Annotated in this window: 19 protein-coding genes and 1 pseudogene; 6 read left to right on the top strand and 14 right to left on the bottom strand. The window is 50.2% G+C overall.

Annotation, left to right across the window (positions count from 1 at the left end; translation table 11 throughout):
- Positions 1-82: 82 nt before the first annotated feature.
- Genes J3369_RS02235 through J3369_RS02225 form a run of 3 tightly spaced genes read right to left on the bottom strand, consistent with a single transcriptional unit; the run spans position 83 to position 3,658 of the window.
- Positions 83-643, bottom strand: coding sequence for a TniQ family protein (locus tag J3369_RS02235; RefSeq protein WP_349583303.1), 561 nt, complete (start codon positions 641-643; stop codon positions 83-85).
- Positions 640-2,109 carry a TniB family NTP-binding protein gene (locus J3369_RS02230; protein WP_349583300.1) on the bottom strand — a complete coding sequence of 490 codons (1,470 nt, stop codon included), beginning with the start codon at positions 2,107-2,109 and terminating at the stop codon, positions 640-642. The genes J3369_RS02235 and J3369_RS02230 overlap by 4 nt, the downstream gene beginning before the upstream one ends.
- Entirely contained in the window at positions 2,102-3,658 is a 1,557-nt protein-coding gene (locus J3369_RS02225) for a TnsB C-terminal domain-containing protein (protein ID WP_349583297.1), read from the bottom strand. The genes J3369_RS02230 and J3369_RS02225 overlap by 8 nt, the downstream gene beginning before the upstream one ends.
- On the opposite strand from J3369_RS02225, the pseudogene J3369_RS02220 reads away from it, so the two are divergent.
- Positions 3,657-4,857 (top strand): annotated as a pseudogene (locus J3369_RS02220) (IS3 family transposase). The gene J3369_RS02225 and the pseudogene J3369_RS02220 sit on opposite strands and share 2 nt — an antisense overlap.
- 269 nt (positions 4,858-5,126) lie before the next feature.
- Here the strand turns inward: J3369_RS02220 and J3369_RS02215 are convergent.
- From J3369_RS02215 to gmk, 11 genes are all read right to left on the bottom strand, one after another.
- On the bottom strand, positions 5,127-6,308 hold the full coding sequence (locus tag J3369_RS02215) for a BaiN/RdsA family NAD(P)/FAD-dependent oxidoreductase (RefSeq protein WP_349583294.1): 1,182 nt from the start codon (positions 6,306-6,308) through the stop codon (positions 5,127-5,129).
- Positions 6,309-6,369: 61 nt separating this feature from the next.
- Entirely contained in the window at positions 6,370-7,059 is a 690-nt protein-coding gene (locus tag J3369_RS02210; protein WP_349583291.1) for a helix-turn-helix transcriptional regulator, read from the bottom strand.
- 316 nt (positions 7,060-7,375) lie between these two features.
- Positions 7,376-7,849 carry a peroxiredoxin gene (locus J3369_RS02205; protein WP_119499769.1) on the bottom strand — a complete coding sequence of 158 codons (474 nt, stop codon included), beginning with the start codon at positions 7,847-7,849 and terminating at the stop codon, positions 7,376-7,378.
- A 9-nt stretch (positions 7,850-7,858) separates the two neighbouring features.
- Entirely contained in the window at positions 7,859-8,617 is a 759-nt protein-coding gene (locus tag J3369_RS02200) for a class I SAM-dependent methyltransferase (RefSeq protein ID WP_349583288.1), read from the bottom strand.
- Positions 8,610-10,682 carry an ATP-dependent DNA helicase RecG gene (gene recG / locus J3369_RS02195; RefSeq protein WP_349583285.1) on the bottom strand — a complete coding sequence of 691 codons (2,073 nt, stop codon included), beginning with the start codon at positions 10,680-10,682 and terminating at the stop codon, positions 8,610-8,612. Before recG ends, J3369_RS02200 begins: the two co-directional genes overlap by 8 nt.
- Before the next feature lie 109 nt (positions 10,683-10,791).
- Positions 10,792-11,406, bottom strand: coding sequence for a peroxiredoxin-like family protein (locus J3369_RS02190; protein ID WP_303573533.1), 615 nt, complete (start codon positions 11,404-11,406; stop codon positions 10,792-10,794).
- Positions 11,407-11,580: 174 nt separating this feature from the next.
- Positions 11,581-12,336: an SDR family oxidoreductase gene (locus tag J3369_RS02185; protein ID WP_349583281.1), complete on the bottom strand. Its 756-nt coding sequence runs from the start codon at positions 12,334-12,336 to the stop codon at positions 11,581-11,583.
- Positions 12,337-12,544: 208 nt separating this feature from the next.
- Complete coding sequence (ridA, locus tag J3369_RS02180; protein WP_119499765.1) at positions 12,545-12,931, bottom strand: deaminase RidA; 387 nt, start codon at positions 12,929-12,931, stop codon at positions 12,545-12,547.
- A gap of 17 nt (positions 12,932-12,948) precedes the next feature.
- Entirely contained in the window at positions 12,949-15,057 is a 2,109-nt protein-coding gene (spoT, locus tag J3369_RS02175; protein WP_349583278.1) for a bifunctional GTP diphosphokinase/guanosine-3',5'-bis pyrophosphate 3'-pyrophosphohydrolase, read from the bottom strand.
- Positions 15,058-15,200: 143 nt separating this feature from the next.
- The gene (rpoZ, locus tag J3369_RS02170) at positions 15,201-15,473 is read right to left on the bottom strand and encodes a DNA-directed RNA polymerase subunit omega (protein ID WP_303573531.1); all 273 of its coding nucleotides are present in this window, start codon (positions 15,471-15,473) and stop codon (positions 15,201-15,203) included.
- A 107-nt stretch (positions 15,474-15,580) separates the two neighbouring features.
- Positions 15,581-16,219: a guanylate kinase gene (gene gmk / locus J3369_RS02165; RefSeq protein ID WP_303573530.1), complete on the bottom strand. Its 639-nt coding sequence runs from the start codon at positions 16,217-16,219 to the stop codon at positions 15,581-15,583.
- 85 nt (positions 16,220-16,304) lie between these two features.
- On the opposite strand from gmk, the gene J3369_RS02160 reads away from it, so the two are divergent.
- From J3369_RS02160 to J3369_RS02140, 5 genes are read left to right on the top strand one after another with little or no spacing between them, the layout of a single operon-like run.
- Complete coding sequence (locus J3369_RS02160) at positions 16,305-16,976, top strand: alpha/beta hydrolase (protein ID WP_349583274.1); 672 nt, start codon at positions 16,305-16,307, stop codon at positions 16,974-16,976.
- Between the two features lie 18 nt (positions 16,977-16,994).
- Positions 16,995-17,936: a hydroxymethylbilane synthase gene (gene hemC / locus J3369_RS02155; RefSeq protein WP_349583271.1), complete on the top strand. Its 942-nt coding sequence runs from the start codon at positions 16,995-16,997 to the stop codon at positions 17,934-17,936.
- Positions 17,937-17,948: 12 nt separating this feature from the next.
- On the top strand, positions 17,949-18,659 hold the full coding sequence (locus tag J3369_RS02150) for a uroporphyrinogen-III synthase (RefSeq protein WP_349583269.1): 711 nt from the start codon (positions 17,949-17,951) through the stop codon (positions 18,657-18,659).
- Between the two features lie 3 nt (positions 18,660-18,662).
- Positions 18,663-19,826: a uroporphyrinogen-III C-methyltransferase gene (locus J3369_RS02145; protein WP_349583266.1), complete on the top strand. Its 1,164-nt coding sequence runs from the start codon at positions 18,663-18,665 to the stop codon at positions 19,824-19,826.
- Positions 19,823-21,007 (top strand): heme biosynthesis HemY N-terminal domain-containing protein, encoded by a 1,185-nt coding sequence (locus J3369_RS02140; RefSeq protein WP_349583263.1) that lies wholly within the window; start codon positions 19,823-19,825, stop codon positions 21,005-21,007. The genes J3369_RS02145 and J3369_RS02140 overlap by 4 nt, the downstream gene beginning before the upstream one ends.
- The last annotated feature ends 12 nt before the right edge of the window (positions 21,008-21,019 follow it).

Genomic DNA, 21,019 nt, shown 5'->3' with positions numbered 1-21,019 from the left:
AGACTTCGTAGGTACTGTCGCGAAGTTCCACGCCCAAAGTCGGCTTGCATTGAAGGCGACGTGCGATACCGTAAATAAACGGCTACCAACTGACTTGCCACGCATCCATCATTGGGACGGGGGTGCTGGTGCTCTCCCATTTATCAGGCAACGTGAAATTCAAATAGCGTAGCGCATCATGACTATGCAGTGGCGAGCCGTGTTCATCGCAGACAAGTGCTCCAGGTAATTGATGGGCGACTCGCCAGTAGCTCACCCCCCATTTGGCTTTTTGCGCCTGTGTGCAGCTCGGACAATACTTCCAGCGCCGATCCACCTGAAACGGGTTTTCTTCGGTGTTGGGCCGATGTTTTGCTTCTTTTAGCTCTTGCGGGGCCATGCCGTCGGGCAATGACAATAACCAGGGTGCAAACGGTGTATGATTCAGCCTCAAAGTGAACTGCTCATCAGACTCCGGTGCAATGCTATCCAGCGTCTCGCGCATGAGGTGATTAAGCGGCACTTGCGAACGAAACCACTGATACGGCAAATGATTGTGTGCAAAGAATCGCTTATCACTCATGACACCTTGCCCCATACGCATGCGATAGCGTATGAGGCCACTGTAGATATGTTCACCCGGGTAAAACGATAACCACCTCATGTGGCTTTATGCTCAATAGTCTGAGGGCCTAACACTGTCTGACTTTTTTCAACCAACTTTTTCTTAATATCCAGGAGCTTGTTGCGCTCGTTCGCATCGAGCTCAGCAGCGTTAAACGAACTATCAATGTCTTTGATCACATCACTGGCCGCTTCGCCTTTTACCTCCGTTTTTTCAGCAAACTGATTTAAATGCTTGAGCGCCAACGCGTTGTTATCTTCTGCTAAGTACTGTTGCACCGTCAGTAAATCGGCATAACCGCCTCTGCGGTTTTGATGGATATTGCGCGTAGCGGTACTTAATAGCGGAAAACGTTCCCGGCACGCTTGTTTAATCAGTGTCAGCGTAATTTTCTCTTTACCCGTACGTATGGCTTTGATCAGTGTCGCTTCCCACAGCCCCAGAACAAACGCCGGGACCGCCGCCGTTAAATGCAACAAAGCAGCGTCAATTTTGTCATTTCGCGTAATGGGGTGGGCCAGCGGCTGAAAGTCATACAGCATCGTCAATAAGCGCTCCCAGGTTTTAGGCTCGTTTAGCCGGTTTAACTCAAAGGGTTTGCCCAAGCGGCGCTTATGCCGGGCGTTATCAAATATCATTAATGTATCAGGTGTGCCAATTTTGATGCTGGGAATGAAAAGCTGATTCGCTAGCTCATCAAATAGTTGCAGCATTTCGTTGCGGTAGCGCAGTGACGCGACTTTCACGTTCTGAAATTCATCAATCACCAATAGCCCCACATGGTGGCGATTACACGCTGTGATAAGCACTTCCACCATCGCATCGAGCTTAATGTGGTCGCCATTTTTCTTTTTGATCACGTCCCGATAACGCGGATCGCCATAGGACGTTGCTGCAAGCACCCGATCTAACTCGGTAAGGAGGCGCGAGATCAATCCGCCCCGCGACGCGTTGTGGGGCATATCCACCTTTAGGTACACAACCTGAGGTTCATCAAAGTCAGCGACAGTATGCTCGATGACTTGTGGAAAGAGGTTGAGCAGCAGATGTTCGGTCATCGTTGACTTGCCATTACCCAAAAAGCCCGTCAAAAATAACGCTTCTGCCACCGTCGGTGCCGACGCATCGTTTAGCAATGGCTGCGTCACCTCTTTTTGCTCAACATTCGGGTCGGCGATGTCATAACTCCAGGCGACGACTTCCGCCCGTACCGGGTTGCGATGCACGTAGCCATACCGAATCATGGAATACATGTCGTAGTACAAGTCTAAATGCTGCTGCGGTAACAAACGGATGTCGAACAGCGTGTGTATATGCTCTTCGCGCTCGCCTACACTTAAGTGCCCCACATGCGTGCTGTTGGGCTTCACCGTCAAACGTTGGCGTAACAGTTTGGATCCCAGCCGAGGTGGCAACGCTTCGATCAGCGGATTACCCGCATACATCGCTACATCAGACGGAGTATAGTGCGCTTTTGCGACTGAAACTGGGCGACGTTTAGGCATCATCATCTTCCTCGAATTCATCATAAATATTTTTGGCATCCGATTTATCAGGCAGCGCGTTAGGCTCAATCTGCACGTGATCTAGCTGGACAGCGGCTAAAAACTTATTGATGTCGGCATAGCGATTCAAGATGGCTTCTAGTTTTCGGTTATCTTTGAGCGTGGCCGTTGAGGGCATGACGCCCGGCTGCTTTTCTTTCTGAGCATTTTTTAAGATGCGTTGCATGGCCTGCGACACGCCTAGCGCAAACGCCATTTCCTCATCCTTGGCCAATTCATCATTTCGTGCCATCGATTTTCGCTGTAATGTCGCTTCATAACATGAAAGCCCCTGAAAGGCTTGGCAGCGCACATCAAGCGTCGCGGGCTTAAGCCCATCGTCAGTTTCAAGAAAGATGACATCGACTAAGTTCTCGTTGTAGCGAGCACGCAACTTTACGACACGATTACGACTGACCAGCTTGTCTTGCAGCCCACGCTCGAGCACATATTCACAGTTGTACCAAAGCCCCACATCAGCAAAATAAATACCGCGCTGATGTACCGACACCTCGGCCACCGGCAGCAACGCCCGATAGAGATCCCGTTCATCATATTTCAGCGTATGGCCGGGGCGATACCGCTGCCCCCATTGACACAATTTCGCAGGAATCGGCGCTACGTCATCCATCAACATTTCTTTGCAATATTGATAGTCTTTGAGTCGCCGATGATTGTTGTGATAGTTAATGTAAATGATAGCGATGATGTAGAGCTCATTGAGATTGAGTGACGCGTGCTTACGCGCCAATTGTGCAGCGATATCGGCCAACGATTTAGATTGCTGGCCTTTACTTAAGCCTTTAAACCAGAGCGAGAATACGCGAAATAGTTGCTCCACATGGGGTTTATAATCGCCGCGTCCGCGTCTGGCGAACTGTACTTTCATCGCCAAATCGCTCACTGCCGCTTCTGATTTGCGATTACGAAATTCCGCGTTATCCACAAACAGAGTCGTCGGAATGCCGTGGAATTCCCACTTCACTTCACCGGGCTCGAACCCATACTCTTCTAAAAATTTCGCTTTATTTATCTCGGCATTAAACACGGCCTGGCGCACGGTCTTGAACGATGGCGTTTCTGTAGTGATATACAGCCCGGTGATGTATCGCGAGAAGCGGTCAACGACAAAATAAAAGGTAGGTTTGCCTATCTTGGTTTGACGGGTTTCATCAAATTGCGATACTGATTCTTCGTCGAACGGCGTTTCATCCAGCTCAAAGGTTTTGCCGAAGCCATCGTCTGTACCAAACGCATCGCCAGTGCGCCCGGCTAAATCTTTGCTATGCTCTATGGGATTGCGACGCTTACGGTCACGCTTCGGTAAGTTGCCGCCGCACTGCTTTTTTACCCAATACGTAAATTGCGCGATGGTAGGGCGCTCAGTACGTGGTTTGAGCTCAACATGAAAACGACTACTGCCAGTAGTAGTAATGTAGTGGCATAGTGAATTTGGCCACCTGATTAGAGCTGCTATGATTAGCAGCATAGCAAAATTAGGTGACAACATGGCAAAGAAGAAAGGCCCGAATTTCAGTCCTGAATTCAGACTCGAAACTGCACAGCTGGTTCTCGACCAGGGTTATACACATAAAGAAGCGGCTGATGCGATGGGCGTTTGTTACTCAACGTTGGGTAAGTGGGTGCGGCAGCTAGTGAAGAACGCGATGGAAAATCGCCTAAGCAGGCCACGCCGATGACACCGGAACAACGAGAAATCCGCGAGTTGAAGAAACAAGTTGAACGCCTTGAATTAGAAAAGGAAATATTAAAAAAGGCTTCAGCTCTGTTGATGTCGGACTCCATGAAACACTCTCGTTAATCGAGAAGCTGAGTCAGAGCAATAAGCACCGATATTCGGTCAATCATCTGTGTGCGGTACTGGATGTCCACCGCAGCACATTTAAATACTGGCAACAGCGTGATAAGCGGCCATCGCCGGAAGCCATCCGGCTACGCAGCCTGGTACGCGAAGCGCACCGACTGAGCGGTGGCTCTGCCGGAGCGAGAACCATATCAGACATCATTACGAACGATGAGTCTCATGACGTTACGCTGAGCCGTTACCGTGCTGGAAAGTTCATGAAAGCGCTCAGCTTGTTCAGTTGTCAGTTGCCGAAACATGCGTACCGGAAAGCAACACAGGAACACGTTGCTATCCCGAACTTACTCGACAGGCAGTTCGCCGTTACAGCACCAAATCAGGTCTGGTGCGGCGATGTGAGCTTTATCTGGACAGGCAACCGCTGGGCTTATCTGGCTGTGGTTATCGACCTGTTTGCCCGCAAGCCAATAGGCTGGGCAATGAGCCATTCACCGGACAGTAGCTTGACTTGCCAGGCGCTGACAATGGCATTCGAATATCGGGGACAGCCTAAAAACGTGATGTTCCATAGCGACCAGGGATGTCACTACACAAGCCGTAAATTCCGTCAGCTAATCTGGCGATATCGCTTAACACAAAGCATGAGTCGCCGGGGAAATTGTTGGGATAACAGCCCGATGGAACGCTTCTTCAGAAGTCTCAAAACCGAGTGGGTTCCAACAACTGGCTACCGGAACTTTACTGAAGCAAAGCAGAAAATTGGTGATTATATTCATGGCTATTACAGCCGACTGAAACCGCATTCATACAACGGTGGTTTAACACCCAATGAATCGGAGAAACGTTACTGGATTAGCTACAACGACGTGGCCAAAATGACTTGACCACTACATCTCCCCCTCAGACAAGGTGTGGTGCTCTCTGTCTATTTTTATACCTTGAATTTTCGCGCTGCTTCCCTGCGAAGGGACATCCTGAACTCTTTGCCAAGGCTTATAGTTTTCGCCTTCGCCAATACCATATTTGTTCTTTAGCGCTCTTTGAAAATCTTTGAACGTTTTTATTTCTCTGAAGCGAGGCAAGTTGCTGGTTCCACTGTATCTTTGTTTAACCAGTATAGATTAATGTACAAACTTTATTATGCGAAAACACATCAAACATACTGCCCTGCGGCCCAGGCGCTGCTCCAGGCCCATTGGAAGTTGTAGCCGCCGAGCCAGCCGGTGACGTCTACCACTTCGCCGATGAAGAATAAGCCTTCGGCTTTCTTACTCATCATGGTTTTCGACGACAGTTCGTCTGTATCTACGCCGCCCAGCGTCACCTCTGCGGTGCGGTAGCCTTCTGTGCCATTGGGCGTGACTTGCCAGTCAGACAGGGTGTTGTCGATTTCTGCTATCTGACTGTGGGTCAGGCGTTTTACCGGTTCATTAGACCACTGTCGGGTGTCGACAAAGGTTTGTGCCAGCCGTTTGGGATAGAACTTACTGAGTACCGTAGAGAGTTGCGCGTCAGGCGTATCCTGTTGAGCGGCTGTCAGATATTCTGCGGCGCTCATGGCAGGTTGTAAGTCGATATGCAGGGTGTCCCCCGGATGCCAGTAAGACGATATCTGTAGCATAGACGGGCCGCTTAACCCCCGGTGAGTAAACAGCATCGCTTCGCGGAAGGATGTGTCGTTACAACTTGCTGACGTATCGACAGCGATGCCGCTCAATGCTTCCAGCGCCTGCTTGTCTTTGTCATGCAGTGTAAAGGGCACCAGGCCGGCTCGTGTTGGCAGGACCTTCAGACCGAACTGTTCTGCAATTTTGTAGCCGAATGGCGTAGCGCCAATTTTCGGCATACTCAGGCCGCCGGTAGCGATAACCAGAGATTCGCAAACATAATCGCCCAGCGAAGTGCTCAGCACATAGCCGGTCTCTGTTTTCTCAACACTCAGAATGTCACAGCGGGTAACGATTTCAGCACCGGCTTTATCACATTCTTTTACCAGCATATCTACGATGTCTGATGCGCTGTTATCGCAGAACAACTGGCCGAGGGTTTTCTCATGATAGGGAATGCCGTATTCGCTCACCAGTGAGATGAAGTCCCACTGGGTATAGCGGCTCAGAGCAGATTTACAGAAATGAGGGTTAGCAGACAGAAAATTGGCCGGTTCAGCGTACATGTTGGTGAAATTACACCGTCCGCCGCCGGACATGAGTATTTTACGCCCGACTTTCTTTCCGTGATCCAGTACAGCGACAGCGCGGCCACGCTTACCCGCCTGCGCTGCGCAGAACAATCCGGCAGCGCCCGCACCGATTACAATGACATCTTTCTGGATCACAAACTGACTCCGGCAAATTCAAAAGCCGGATTATAGTGTGCCCGGTAAGATTCTTGAAGTGTCAGGAGTACTCGCTGACAAATTGCTGTGACCAGGACAGCAACTCAATCCGGTTTCTCGAATGGGTTTTACGGAAAATACTGTATATATGCGTCTTTACTGTATTCACACTGATATGCAACTGATCAGCGATTTCCTGATTCTGCGAACCCTGCGCCACCAGCTCAATAATGGTTACTTCCCGCTTGGTAAGCTTGGGATGCAGAGCCATTTTATTTAACTCTTTGGGACGTGCAATAGCTGCATTGGCTTTACGGGTTTGTTGCCGCAACCGGCGCAATGCCTCGTTAATGGAGTTGCGTTTAAACCACACATCCATTTTGGCCAGCCGCCGCACACCTTTCAGTAATAATTCAGGTGAGTCAGAGGTATAGAAGGTTCCCTCAACACCTGCAATGATAGCCTCACATTCATCGATATCGCCGTGTTCCAAATTAAACAGAATCCAGCGGGCAAAGCCCTGATAACGATAAAACGCTTCCATTTTTTCTTTAGCCTTAGCGGCATCGTAAAAAATAAGATCCTGATTGGAAGTAGTTTCTAACTGTTCTATGGACGTGAGTTCTGTGATTTCATAACCACAGGTTTGCAAAAGATGCTTGAACAGAATGACCTGTTCATCGCTTGCTTCATCTGAAGATAGAGATTTGGATATCAGATAGACACCAAACTTCTGATTTTTGCTCAACATACTTTCCCTCCATGGTTCCGTTTGAGCTGCTCAACTTACCCTGTGAGCATGAGCGCACGGATGATTAATGGTTTTCTTCGTGAAGTACCAAATAATCTCCACCTGCATAGGTATATCGCTCTATTCTTTAAGAATAGCAGAATGGCGCATACTGTACATTAAATGTTGTAAAAAACGCATAAATAGATAGCGCTTACTAAACATTTATAAAAATCAATGAATTTCCGGTAGTTACAGAACAATAAAGGGAGGGAGATAAGTCATGGAATCGACTAAAGTATTAGTCAATTCCATCATTTGAATGCATTAAGACTATTTACAGGCTGTTAAGCATTGTTTCTGCGTCAGACACCTCAAAACGGCCCGGATCTTCAACATTCAGTTTTACTACTTCACCATCTTCAACCAGCATAGAATAACGCATACTGCGCACACCGCCAAAGTCACTGGTGTTCATATCAAGACCAATTGTACGGGTAAAAAAAGCATTGCCGTCAGCCAGCATGGTGATTTCTTCTGCATTCGCTGACTTTCCCCAAGCATCCATCACAAAAGCATCATTTACCGAAATGCAGACGATATCATCGACCCCTTTAGCTTTGATCTTGTCAGCAAGGGCGACATAGCCGGGCAGGTGCGCCGCCGAACAGGTCGGGGTGAAAGCGCCGGGTACGGCGAATACTACAACGCGTTTGCCGCCAAATATATCATTGGTGTGCGGGTTGGTTGTCTTGCCATCCTTTAACAAACCAAAGGTTACTTCAGGCAATGTACTGCCAACGTTAATCATACTTCTCTCCTAATGAGTGGAAATGTACACGTCAAAACGGTGCTTTTTACTGGTGATGGCCATAGCAGGCGGCACATCAGCCAGCGGTTCTGCATACGCGGGACGTTTTACAACAACACGTTTTCCGGCGAGTTCCCTTGCCGGCGCCAACAAACTGTCAGCATCGTCGTCACTGCCCAGTAATTGTTGAAAGACCCGCATCTCTTTCTTTACTAAAGCAGATTTTTTGCGATGTGGAAACATTGGATCAAGATAAACTACATCTATTTGCTCATCCAATGTATTCATCCCTTCAATACTGTTACCATGAATCAGCCTGAATTTTTCTTCCATTTCAGGAGCTTGCAAAGAAAGACGGTGTAAACCGTCGGCCAGTAATGCCGCGACGACAGGAGAGCGTTCCATCATCACTACACGACAGCCCAGCGACGCCAGTACAAAGGCATCCCGCCCGAGCCCGGGCGTTGCATCCAGAACCACAGGCACTTCCTGACCTTTCACACCCACCGCTTTGGCAATGGGTTCTTTTTTACCGCCGCCATGTTGCTGGCGATACACGCTGCTGCCAGACAGGAAATCCACAAACACGCCCTGCTGTTTGGCTTCGGAAAAATCTTTCACTGCCAGCTTGCCGTCTTCGAGGGTGAGGGCCAGCCCGGCTGGCAGCGTACTCTGCACACTGAACTGCCAGTGCTCTGCAACCCTTTTTAACTGGTTCTGTTGTTCTTCGCTTTGCGTTTCGTCAATAAACACCGGAATGTTATGCATTACCGTACTGTTCCTTAAAGCCAATCCAGCGGTTTATTATCGCCTGAGCGTGGCTTGGATAGTCCTGCCACAATTTTTCTGCGATAGATTGCACCTGAGGTACCAATTGCGCATCGCGGACAAGATCGGCAATACGCATTTCTGCGATACCGGTTTGCTTTGTCCCCATTAATTCTCCCGGACCACGGATTTCTAAATCTTTCTGGGCAATGTAAAATCCGTCGTTTGATTCACGGAGCACGCCCAGACGCTGCGTTGCCGTTTTGGATAACGGGCCTGAGTACATCAGCACACACTGACTCTCTACCGCGCCGCGCCCCACCCTGCCGCGAAGCTGGTGCAATTGTGCCAGACCTAGGCGCTCCGGGTTCTCAATGATCATAATACTGGCGTTAGGCACATCCACGCCCACTTCGATAACCGTGGTTGCCACCAGCAAATCCAGCTCACCGCGTTTGAATTCATCCATGACTGCTTGCTTTTCTGCCGGCTTGAGGCGGCCGTGTACCAGCCCTACCCGTAAATCCGGCAAAGCGGTTCTCAGGGTAATGGCAGCGTCCTCAGCCGCCTGACACTGCAACACTTCAGACTCGTCAATGAGTGTACACACCCAGTAAGCCTGACGCCCCTGGTTATGACAGGCTTCATAAACTCTGGCAATCACATCCCCTCTTCGGGTATCAGGAAGAACAACCGTGGTTACCGGTGAACGGCCGGGGGGCAGTTCATCAATCACGGAGGTATCAAGATCTGCATAGGCCGTCATCGCCAGTGTTCTGGGAATAGGCGTGGCCGTCATAATCAACTGATGGGGGAAGCGCCCCTGCTTTTCACCTTTTTCCCTTAACGCCAGACGCTGATGCACACCAAAACGGTGTTGTTCATCCACGATGACCAGTGCCAGTTGCTGATATTCCACCTGCTCCTGGAATATGGCATGCGTGCCCACCAGCATTTGTATTTCACCCGACGCCAGCCGGGTCAGAACTTCCTGCCGCACCTTACCTTTCAATTTACCGGCCAGCCAGCCCACTTCTATGCCCAGTGGCGACAGCCAGTCACGGAAGTTGCTGGCATGCTGCTCAGCCAGCAGTTCTGTAGGTGCCATCAGGGCAACCTGATAACCGGCACCGATCGCGGATAACGCTGCAAGCGCTGCCACCAGGGTTTTCCCTGAGCCCACATCTCCCTGCACCAGCCGCATCATCGGGCAATTCATGGCCATGTCTTTCTGAATGTCATTGACTACCCGTTGCTGTGCGCCGGTGGGCGAAAACGGCAGATTACCCAGTAACTGGTCAATCAGAGACTGATTAATCTGAATGGCGATACCCGGCTGGGCCTGTGCCTGCTGACGCACCTTCAGTACGCTCAGGTGATGTGCCAGCAATTCCTCGAGAATAAGACGCTTCTGCGCGGGGTGCCGGCCTTCTTCCATCATTTCCAGCGGAACATCCGGTGGCGGGCGGTGAACGAGCTTCAGAGCATCTGCCAGCAATACCTGTCCTTCATACATGCCTTGCGGGAGCAGATCGCTTAATGCGCCTTTCTCCAGCAGTTTAAGCGCCTGGTCGGTAAGGCTGCGCAGCGTAAGCTGCTTAACACCTTCTGTAGTGGGGTAAACCGGTGTCAGAGTATCTTCTGTTTCGCCGTCGTCTTCGCCGATGAGAGCAAATTCAGGGTGCATCATCTCCAGCCCCCATTTACCCGTCCGGATTTCGCCAAAACAACGCACTTCGTTGCCAGGCGTCATCATGGTGCGCTGAACCGCGCCGAAGTGGAAAAAACGAAGCGTGATGGTGCCGGTACCGTCAGACACCTTCACCACAAACATACGTTTTTTGCCGTACTGAATGTCGGCGGTTTTTACCTCCCCCTGAATACTCACGTGAGTAAACGGCTTACAATCTTCAATCTCGTAAACCTGGGTGCGGTCTTCATAACGGGATGGCAGATGGAAAAGGACATCCTGTACGGTGTGCAGACCTATTTTTGTTAACTTCTCAGCCACCTTTGCGCCGACGCCTTTCAACGTGGTAATGGGTGTTTGAGCGAGTGACTGCATGATAATTAAGGCATATTTATTTGCGGATAGGCGCAGTGTAAGCCATTCATAGCAGGTTTGCGAGGGGCTGCCGGTTCAGGTCCGGCAGCCCTTGTCAGAAAAGACAGGTTTATTTGGCAATTGCCTCTGCTGCAGCTAGGATCAATGCCGGAGATGGCCGTACTTTATAATCAGGGTTAACGTAGCTGAACTGAATTTTACCCTCAGTATCAACGATGAACACAGCAGGTGCAGGCAGGACGGGCTTTCCTGTCTCATCGGTTGTCAGGGCGATGCCATGGCCTTTGTAACGCTTTGCTGTTTCATCATCCACATAGTAGCTGATCCCGAACGCATTCAGGGCGTTCAGTTTTGCATCTGACAACAGCCTTGCTGCAAATTCACTCTCCAGCTTTTGTGACGTTAACTGCTCTAATGACTGGGGTGAAATTGCCAGGATCTGATAGCCGAGATCTGACAATGGCTTTTCGATATCCTTCAGGCCCGCCAGTTGACGGTTACAATACGGGCACCAGCCACCCCGATAGAACAACACCACTGACGGCTTTTGCATCAACAGCGCTTTTAAACTGAACGGCGCACCATCTGTATCAGATACCACTACATCGGGCACTGTCATGCCTTCCAGTAAAGGACGAACTTCATCCGGGGCCTTTGACGGCATTGCTGCCGCAAACACCTGCCCGCCGGCAACGATAAGTAACAACATAAAAATTAAGCGCATAACACTCTCCTCAGGTTTTGAATTTAAAGAGACCTGCGCCTGTACCGTTATCTTTCAAACTATTTTCATTTCCGGAAATATACTGCGAAGTCGTCCGTCCCGCGGGCATAAAAAAGCAGGCACCCGGCCTGCTTCTTCGTTTAATGAATTAGCCTGCGAAAATTGAGGCCCGGACTACAGGCAAAAACCGCCGTCCATCACCAGCTCAGAACCTGTCATGAAGCGGGAGTCGTCACTGGCCAGAAACACTACGCCACTTGCGATGTCTTCCGGCTCACCTAAAAAGCCGATGGGATGTTGAGAAACCAGTGCCTGTGTAGCCGCTTCAGTATCTTCCTGCGAGTCCAGCCAGGCCAGCATCTGAGGCGTGTTTATGTAGCCCGGGTGCAGCGAATTACATCGGATTTTCAGGCCGTTGTCGGCACAATAACGGGCCACTGATTTGGTCAGCATCGTCACTGCACCCTTTGCCGCTGTGTATGGCGCGGCATGGGGCGCGGCGCGCAATCCGTGGATTGACGATACATTGATCACAGAAGCATTTTTGCCCTTCATCAGTGGCAAGGCCAGCTGTGTACCGATGAAAATACTGTCCACATTAAGTTTCATACAGTTGCGGTATGCATCAAAACTGGTGCCTTCAATGGTACCGGCGCCGCTACCTCCGGCATTATTCACAAGGATATGTAATTCACCAAATTGCTTTTCAATTTCACTGAATACCGACTTCCAGTTTTCTTCTTCGCACACATTCAGCGTAAGCGCCTTCGCATTGACACCGATGTCATCAGCGACCTGCTGTGCTTTCTCTGTATTGATATCAGTAACGAAAACAAATGCGCCAGCTTCACCCAGCGCTTTAGCACTCGCAGCACCAATGCCGTCCGCCCCGCCGGTAACCAGGGCAACCTTACCGTTTAATTTGCTCATAATGACTCCGTTGTTTTACTGTTTATACTCAGGCTATGTGGGTCTTTTTCTAAAAAATCAGCTGCAATACGTCGAATGGAAGAATACCGGTTACGAATCACATTATTTTTAATAAGGGTTTAAAAGCCTTTTTATTTCAGGCGTAATTCCGTAAACAGGCATAAAAAAACCGCAACAATGTGCGGTTTTCATATTTATAGCTGTGAAATCACTCAGGCAATTCCATGATGCCGTCGATTTCAATTTGCGACGCTTTTGGCAGTTCTTTCACACCAATAGCGGCACGGGCCGGATAAGGCTTAGTGAAATATTGCGCCATGATTTCGTTTACCGTGGCGAAATGAGACAGATCCGGCAGGAAGATATTTACCTTAACCAAATCGTTGATAGTACCGCCGGCAGCTTCACAAACCGCTTTCACGTTTTCGAAGACTTGTTTAGCCTGTTCGGAAAAATCGTCAGATACGATTTCCATGGTTTCCGGGTTCAGCGGGATCTGGCCAGACAAATAAACGGTGGTGCCTGCTTTAACTGCCTGACTGTATGTACCAATCGCCTGTGGCGCTTTATCGGTCTGAATAATTGCTTTAGCCATGTTGAATCCTGTGTAAATTAGTGTCGGGATTGACTGTGACGCGAGACCTTCTGCACTTCTGACATGGTTCTGATCTTCTTCATAATCCGCGCCAGATGCACACGGTTATGTGTCGTCAATTCAATATCGATGAAATAAATATTACTTTCTTTTTCTTCTGTCTGGAGTCCAATAATATTGGAATCGCAGCTGGAAATCATATTGGTCAGATTCGCCAGTGTACCCTGGTGATTGTACAGTTCAATACGCAGCGAAGCCTTAAATTCTCCCTGCGGCGTATCGTCCCACTGCATGGGAAGCACACGCTGAGGCTCTTCTTTCGCCAGTTTACGGATATTTTTACAACCCGTCTGGTGAATCGTCATGCCACGGCCCGGGCTGAGTACCGCCACAATTTCATCATCAGGAATAGGATGGCAGCAGCGGGCATAGTGCACCAGCAGGCCTTCTGTACCGCGGATAGCCACATTGCCTTTCTTATCCGGGATCTCTGCTGATTCACCCAGCAGGCGGCGGGCAACAATGGCACTCAGTTCATTACCCAGACCAATGTCCGTCAGCAAGTCTTCGAAGGTTTGATGTTTGGTTTCCGCAACCACACGGTCGATATCTTCCTGACTGATATCATCCAGTTTCACTGCACCGAGCGCATGACGAAGCAGACGGTTACCCATATTCACCGCTTCCTGCGAATGCTGTCTGCGCAGATACTGGCGGATGCGGGTACGGGCTCGGGCGCTGACCACAAAGTTCAGCCAGTTAGCATTCGGCTTGGCTTTCGGCGAGGTAATAATTTCTACCGTCTGGCCGTTTTCCAGCGGCTTACTCAGGCTGTAGTTACGACGCTCTACCCGCACACCCACGCAAGTGTTACCAATGTCCGAGTGAACAGCATAGGCAAAATCTACGGCAGTGGCGCCCATGGGCAGCTCGATAATACGGCCGTCGGGCGTGAATACGTAAATTTCTTCCGGGAACAAGTCTGTTTTCACCGACTCGATAAATTCAAAACTGGAACTTGCGCTCTGCTGCAGCTCAAGTAACGACTGCATCCACTTACGGGCACGAAGCTGGGCAGTGGTGTCACTGTCACCCGGTTCTTTGTACAGCCAGTGGGCTGCGACCCCTTTATCTGCCATCTGATCCATGGCCAGTGTACGTATCTGTACTTCCACCGGAATACCGTGAGGGCCAATTAACGAGGTATGCAGCGACTGATAACCATTGGTGCGCGGAATCGCGATGTAATCTTTGAAGCGGGTTTCGATGGGCTTGTACAGGCTGTGCATGGCACCCAGCGAGCGATAACAGTTGTCCACACTTTCAACCACAATACGGAAGGCATAGATGTCCATCACTTCGTTGAACATCAGCTCCTTGTTCTTCATTTTGCGGTAAATAGAATACAGGTGCTTCTCGCGGCCGATGACATCGCCTTCAATTTTGTGCTCGCCGAGACGGGTAGCCAGTTCCTGACGGATGTTATCGATAATTTCTTTGCGGTTACCACGGGCTTGTTTCACCGCGGACTTCAGAGCGCGGTGACGCATGGGATACATGGCCTGAAAACCAAGATCTTCCAGCTCGTTCTTAATGTCGTGGATACCCAGACGATGGGCAATCGGCGCATAGATTTCCAGCGTCTCGCGGGCAATACGGCGTCGCTTATCGGGACGAAGCGACCCTAACGTACGCATATTGTGTGTGCGGTCGGCCAGCTTGATGAGGATCACGCGGATGTCCTGCACCATCGCCATCATCATCTTACGGAAGTTCTCTGCCTGTGCTTCCTGCTTACTGCTGAACGCAATTTTGTCCAGCTTACTTACCCCTTCCACCAGCTCGGCAACGGTATCGCCAAAGGCTTCAGCCAGATCTTCCTGGTTATAGTGGGTGTCCTCAATCACGTCGTGCAGCAGCGCAGCCATCAGCGTTTCGTGATCAAGATGCATATCAGCCAGAATACCGGCCACAGCAACAGGGTGAGTAATATAGGGATCGCCACTGGATCGCATCTGTCCGTCATGGGCTTCATGAGCTAAAACAAAGCTGTCCTGCACCAGCTGAACCCGTTCTGCTGACAGATACTCAGAGATTTTTTGTTTTAAACCCTCGAATAAATACACGTGTAGACAACTTTCCTGCGAATAAAACCAATAGAAACAGAATAATGAAGTATTGTAGGGAATGCCAATAGCAAAACGCCAGTGAACCCGATTAAAAGCTCACTGGCGTTTGTATAGTCTGAGTGACAGCAGCGATCTGCTGATTATTGCTCAGACAGGATGTTCGCTACAGAAGCGAAATCCGCGCTTTCTTGTCTTTCCTGATCACGCAGATCATCTTGATCCAGCGTATCGGCAGTAACCAGGCCTTCTTCGATTTCGCGTAAAGCGGTTACCGTCGGCTTATCGTTTTGCACATCAACCCGTGCTTCTTTACCTTCGGTTGCCAGTTGGCGAGCACGTCGTGCTGCAACCAGTACGAGGTCAAAGCGGTTACCAACTTTATCAACGGCGTCTTCTACGGTTACGCGTGCCATGTATCTCTCCGAAAATGAATAAAAGCGTAAAACTCAAAATGGCCGCGCAGTATACAACACATGCCTTTCAAGTCCTAGTATTTTGTAGGTTTAATCAGCAAGATCTTTTACGATCCCACCAGATCAGCAATCAGTGCTTTGTGACGCAATTGCTGCTTAACAGTACGCTGGCGCTGGGCACACACAATGGCTTCTAATTCTGCCAGCGCCACAGAGAAATCATCATTCACCAGTACGTAATCAAATTCGGCATAATGAGACATCTCAGATACCGCTTCCTGCATGCGTCCTTCAATAACGCTGTCTGAGTCCTGCCCGCGGCTTGTCAGCCGCTGGCGCAGTACTTCTGTAGAAGGCGGCAGGATGAAAATGCCACAGGTATCCGGCATGTTTTTTTTCACCTGGCGGGCACCCTGCCAGTCGATATCTAAAAATACATCGATACCACGGTGCAACGTTTGCTCAATGGTCACGCGGGACGTGCCGTAGTAATTACCGAACACCTCAGCATATTCGAAGAACACGCCCTGCTCGATAAGCGCTTCAAACTGCTCATGACTGACAAAATGATAATGTACGCCGTCAACTTCTCCTGGCCGTGGCTTACGGGTAGTGTGAGAAACTGACACCTGCATGGGATATTGTTGATTTCCGTCATGCTTTTCCAGTAATGCTTTAATTAAACTGGACTTTCCCGCACCTGAAGGGGCTGCGAGAATAAACAAATTACCAAGTAGAGAAGCCATAATCTTGCTTTTTGTCATCATGTTGTGGTGATTTCAGACGGCAATGGTAGCATAGCGCTAAGAATTGAGTAACAGAAGCGACATTATGAAAGAAGCCTTATTACCCTACGTAGAAGCAAATACGGGTGACAACCCGCAGGCTTGCGTTATCTGGTTGCACGGTTTAGGTGACTCCGGACACGGCTTTGCCCCTATTGTCCCCGAACTGCAGATACCGGCGGCTTTACCAGTGCGTTTTCTGTTTCCTCATGCGCCGGAGCGTCCGGTAACCATTAACGGCGGTATGCGTATGCGTGCCTGGTACGACATTAAAACCATGGATCTCGATAACCGCGCTGATGAAGTCGGCGTCATCGAATCTGCAGAGAGTGTAAATGCACTACTTGAAGCCCAGCATGCAGCCGGCTTCCCGTATGAAAAAATGGTACTGGCCGGCTTTTCTCAGGGCGGTGTGATTGCGCTGCACCTGGGCACCCGTCTGCGGCATAAAATTGCAGGCATCATGGCGCTGTCTACCTACATGTGCAAACCGGGCAAACTGGCTGAAGAAGCCAGTGACTTAAATAAGTCTACGCCGGTGATGATGGCCCATGGCATCCACGACGAAGTGGTGCCGGCAGCGCTGGGCAAAATGGCCCATACTGCACTTGAAGACAACGGTTTTTCAGCGACCTGGCAAACCTATCCTATGCAACATAATGTATGTGTACAGGAAATTCAGGACATCAGCCGCTGGCTGCAAACCGTGCTCGACTAAGCTTTTCAGGATTTACCCATGAGTGAACAACCCGTTTCCCGCACTACCATCCGTATTGCCACCCGCAAAAGTGCGCTGGCCTTATGGCAGGCAGATTATGTCAAAGAACAACTGCTGATGGCCCACCCCGGCCTGCACGTAGAACTGGTGCCCATGAGCACCCAGGGCGATAAAATTCTCGATACGCCGCTGGCCAAAATTGGCGGTAAAGGCCTTTTTATCAAAGAGCTGGAAGTCGCTATGCTGGAAGGTCGTGCTGACATTGCGGTACACAGTATGAAAGATGTGCCGGTGGAATTTCCCGAAGGCTTTGGTTTACACGCTATTTGTCCCAGGGAGAATCCCTTCGATGCTTTTGTGTCGAATACCGCTGCCAGCATTGATGATTTGCCTCAGGGCGCAGTCGTGGGCACGTCCAGCCTGCGCCGTCAGTGCCAGTTACGTAAATATCGTCCTGACATAAAGATTAAAGACTTACGAGGCAACGTGAATACCCGCCTCGCGAAGCTGGATAACGGCGAATACGATGCCATCATTCTCGCCGCCGCCGGACTTATCCGCCTGGGGATGCAGGACCGCATAAACCATGAATTGTCTCCCGAGCTGTCTTTACCGGCGGTAGGCCAGGGCGCTGTGGGCATAGAATGCCGCAACGACGACATCGAACTGATTGCCCTGCTCGGTGCGCTCAACCACGCAGATACCGCAGACCGGGTTTACGCCGAGCGGGCCATGAACACCCGTCTGGAAGGCGGCTGTCAGGTACCCATCGGCAGTTTTGCCACACTGGCCAGTGACACTATCACACTGACCGGTATGGTCGGCAGCGTCGACGGTGCAACCTTACTGTATGCATCTGCAACCGGACACCGCGAACGGGCAGAAGCGCTGGGTGTGGAAGTGGCAGAATCGTTACTGTCACAGGGTGCCGGCGAGATCTTAAGCGCCCTGCACGACTAATCATTTAAACTTATGATATTGATTACCCGCCCTGAGCAGAAGCTGGCGAAAAGTGTCGCAGCCTTTCGCCTGGCGGGTATTTCATGTTCTGGTGTCGCCCCGCTGACCATCACTGCGTGCGAAGAAGAACTTAGCCGTCTTGCACATCATCTTGCCACGCAGCCTGCAGATTACATCATCGTTACCAGTGCTTTTGCCGCGCAGTTGTTATCTGCATTGCCGCTGTCAGCATTGCCCTCCCGCTGGTTCGGGGTAGGCACATCAACCGCACAGGTGCTTGAGGAATATGGCCTGTTTGTAGCAGTGCCGGAGCAGCAAAATTCAGAAGGTTTATTGGCGTTATCACAACTCAATAGTGCAAACCGGCGACAAATCGTTATTATTAAAGGGCAAGGTGGTCGAACCACTTTGCGGGACACGCTCTTATTGCAGCAAAACCACGTAGAAGAATTTGCGGTCTACCAGCGCCTGTTGCTGGAAAAACCCATACAAACAGATAATTGGCAGTGGCCACAGATTACAGGCATAGTGGCAACCAGCGGCGAAATGGCAGAGCAGCTGTTTCGCGTTTATGATACTAACATGTTGCGAAAGCAACGCTGGCTGACCGTCAGCGACAGAGTAGCAGCACAAATCAGCGCCTCAGGTGCAACGCAGGTTGCCGTTTGCAGTGACGCCAGTGACAACACGCTATGTGCGTGGATAAAGGAAAATTGGGAGTAAACCATGGCTGACAACGATAAACACAATACGGATTCCACACTGGTGTTGCCTGAAGAAAAAGACATCACGCCGTCGTCAACGGCATCCGGCAAAGACAAGGCCGGCACAGAAACTACTGCCAAACATCCGTCCCACGCCGGCTTATGGATTGTCGTTATCCTCACGTTGTTGATTGCAGCTGGTACCGCAGCGGCGGGCTACTGGTTTCTGTGGCAAAAAGACAGTGGTCAGAGTGCACTGGCAGACGAGCAGTCGGCGCAAAAGGCAATACTGGGCAACCTGAACGATGAAAATGCGCAACTCCAGCGTCAGCTCATCGAACTGGAGAAGAGTAAGCAGGCACTTGCCGGCACGGTGAACAGCCTGACGGAAAAAACTGAGTCCCTGCAACTGCAAACCGAACAACTATTGTCACAGTTAGGTGAAATGGAAGGCCGCCGCCCGTCAGACTGGTTGCTGGCTGAAGCAGATTATCTGGTACGCATGGCCGGCCGTAAAGTGTGGCTTGAACAGGATACAGATACCGCAGTGTTGCTGCTTGAAAATGCCGACCAGCGTTTAAAAGAGCTTTCCGATCCGTCAGTGATCCCGGTGCGCGGGCTGATTGCACAGGACATTCAGACACTGCGTCAGGTTAACCGCACAGACACCGTTAAACTTGCATTAACCCTGTCAGGTTTCCTGTCTCAGGTAGACGCGCTGCCGTTAAAAACGTTCACCCGTCCGGATGAAAATACAGGCAAGGAAGCGCTGTCTGAATCGGTAGACGACTGGAAAAGTAATCTGGCGAAAGTCTGGCATTCTATTGTTGATGATTTTATTTCAGTACGACGCACTGATGCGCCTGTTGCACCTATGATGACCGCTGAAGAAATGTGGCTGTACAAAGAGCAGCTTAAACTGCAAATCATGCAGGCACAGTCTGCTGCTATGAGCGGTGAAGACAATCTGTATCAACAGTCGGTTGCAAACGCTAAAGCTCTGCTGAATGATAAATTTGATACTGATGCACCGGAAATTAACGGCGCACTGTCTACCCTGGATGCCCTTGGTGAAGCCAATGTGCAGGAAAATCTGCCGGAAGAACTCAGTGCTATGGCACCGCTTCAACGCTTGCTGGAATCCCGCGTTAAAGCCGCTTACGGCAAAGGAGAGGCAGCACAATGAAACGGTTAGTGTATGCAATTCTGCTGGTTATAGCGGTACTTGCCGCAATGTTAATTGCGCCGCAGGTTATTGGCGACAAAGGCTATGTGCTGATTTCCATGGGTCAGTTGCACATTGAAATGTCAGTTGTCAGCCTGTGTATTACCGTATTTTTCAGTCTGCTGGCTTTGTGGATCATCTGGCGGTTACTTTCCCGCACCCTCGGGTTATTTAAAGGCTCAAGACAATGGTTTGGCGGACTTTCCCGCCGTAAGCGCCAGCGCCGTTTTTACAATGGTCTTCAGTTAATGGTTGAAGGCGATTTCATCGCGGCGAAAAAAGCACTGCAGGATACCACTGACGGCGATTTCGACGGCGTGAATTTTCTGGCTGCTGCACAGGTGGCCAAGGCGCTGAACGAACCGGAACGGGTACGATATTTACTGGACCGCGCTGCAGAGTTTAATAACGCTAAAGTAGCCGCCCGTGTTGCGCTGGCAAGACTCGATCTCGAACAGGGACACCAGCAGGATGCACTGGACAAGCTGAACGAACTGGATGAAAAAGCGCAAAAGAATCCGCAGGTTATCCGGCTTAAGGCCCGTGCTATGGGCGAACTGGGTCAGTGGCAGTCACTGGAAGAAGTATTGCCGCAATGGCGCAAACCGTTAAAAGATGATTACGTACTGTGGGCACAGAAAATAGCGAAAGGAAAGTTTGCTGAAATTGCCAGTAAGCAAGGTGCCAATGCACTGAAGCAACACTGGGAAAACATGCCCCGCAAAGCCCGTGCAGATAACGCGTACCGTGCTGCTTACGCTCAGCAATTGCTGGAACAGGGCATGCACAAAGAAGCAGAAACCTGTCTGGTTGAGTGGCAGAAGAAAGGCCCTGATCCAATCTTGCTTCCCTACATGGCGCAAATTAGTATTCCTAATCCAGCAAATGCTATCCGCGCACTGGAACAGTGGATAAAACAGGACGACACAAATCCTGTTCTGTTCTCCTGCCTGGGTCAGTTAGCGCTGAACGCCGGCGACGACATACTTGCAGAGAAAGTGCTTTTAAAAGCCATCAAACTGCATGAAAACCAGCAGGATCTTATCGCACTGGCAGAAATCCGCGAGCGCAAGCAGGATGCCACCGGCGCCCTTGCCATGTACAAACGTAGTATGGAAGTCAGTCAGAACGCGCTGGTGTAAATAATTCGTAGC

Source organism: Alteromonas sp. NFXS44, assembly GCF_040148705.1.
In the GTDB taxonomy this organism is placed as follows: Bacteria; Pseudomonadota; Gammaproteobacteria; order Enterobacterales; family Alteromonadaceae; genus Alteromonas.
Note: the sequence above shows the minus strand (reverse complement) of the source record. Positions and strands in the feature narration are given on the sequence as shown.

What these genes read in the sequence shown, in the direction of transcription:
- J3369_RS02145 (WP_349583266.1), top strand. Translation starts at nt 18,663, where the DNA reads ATGGCTGACAACGATAAACACAATACGGATTCCACACTGGTGTTGCCT.
- J3369_RS02230 (WP_349583300.1), bottom strand. Translation starts at nt 2,109, where the DNA reads ATGCCTAAACGTCGCCCAGTTTCAGTCGCAAAAGCGCACTATACTCCG.
- J3369_RS02140 (WP_349583263.1), top strand. Translation starts at nt 19,823, where the DNA reads ATGAAACGGTTAGTGTATGCAATTCTGCTGGTTATAGCGGTACTTGCC.
- recG (WP_349583285.1), bottom strand. Translation starts at nt 10,682, where the DNA reads ATGCAGTCACTCGCTCAAACACCCATTACCACGTTGAAAGGCGTCGGC.
- J3369_RS02160 (WP_349583274.1), top strand. Translation starts at nt 16,305, where the DNA reads ATGAAAGAAGCCTTATTACCCTACGTAGAAGCAAATACGGGTGACAAC.
- J3369_RS02150 (WP_349583269.1), top strand. Translation starts at nt 17,949, where the DNA reads ATGATATTGATTACCCGCCCTGAGCAGAAGCTGGCGAAAAGTGTCGCA.
- rpoZ (WP_303573531.1), bottom strand. Translation starts at nt 15,473, where the DNA reads ATGGCACGCGTAACCGTAGAAGACGCCGTTGATAAAGTTGGTAACCGC.
- J3369_RS02225 (WP_349583297.1), bottom strand. Translation starts at nt 3,658, where the DNA reads ATGTTGTCACCTAATTTTGCTATGCTGCTAATCATAGCAGCTCTAATC.
- gmk (WP_303573530.1), bottom strand. Translation starts at nt 16,219, where the DNA reads ATGGCTTCTCTACTTGGTAATTTGTTTATTCTCGCAGCCCCTTCAGGT.
- J3369_RS02235 (WP_349583303.1), bottom strand. Translation starts at nt 643, where the DNA reads ATGAGGTGGTTATCGTTTTACCCGGGTGAACATATCTACAGTGGCCTC.
- J3369_RS02185 (WP_349583281.1), bottom strand. Translation starts at nt 12,336, where the DNA reads ATGAGCAAATTAAACGGTAAGGTTGCCCTGGTTACCGGCGGGGCGGAC.
- J3369_RS02190 (WP_303573533.1), bottom strand. Translation starts at nt 11,406, where the DNA reads ATGCGCTTAATTTTTATGTTGTTACTTATCGTTGCCGGCGGGCAGGTG.
- J3369_RS02205 (WP_119499769.1), bottom strand. Translation starts at nt 7,849, where the DNA reads ATGATTAACGTTGGCAGTACATTGCCTGAAGTAACCTTTGGTTTGTTA.
- J3369_RS02200 (WP_349583288.1), bottom strand. Translation starts at nt 8,617, where the DNA reads ATGCATAACATTCCGGTGTTTATTGACGAAACGCAAAGCGAAGAACAA.
- ridA (WP_119499765.1), bottom strand. Translation starts at nt 12,931, where the DNA reads ATGGCTAAAGCAATTATTCAGACCGATAAAGCGCCACAGGCGATTGGT.
- hemC (WP_349583271.1), top strand. Translation starts at nt 16,995, where the DNA reads ATGAGTGAACAACCCGTTTCCCGCACTACCATCCGTATTGCCACCCGC.
- J3369_RS02210 (WP_349583291.1), bottom strand. Translation starts at nt 7,059, where the DNA reads ATGTTGAGCAAAAATCAGAAGTTTGGTGTCTATCTGATATCCAAATCT.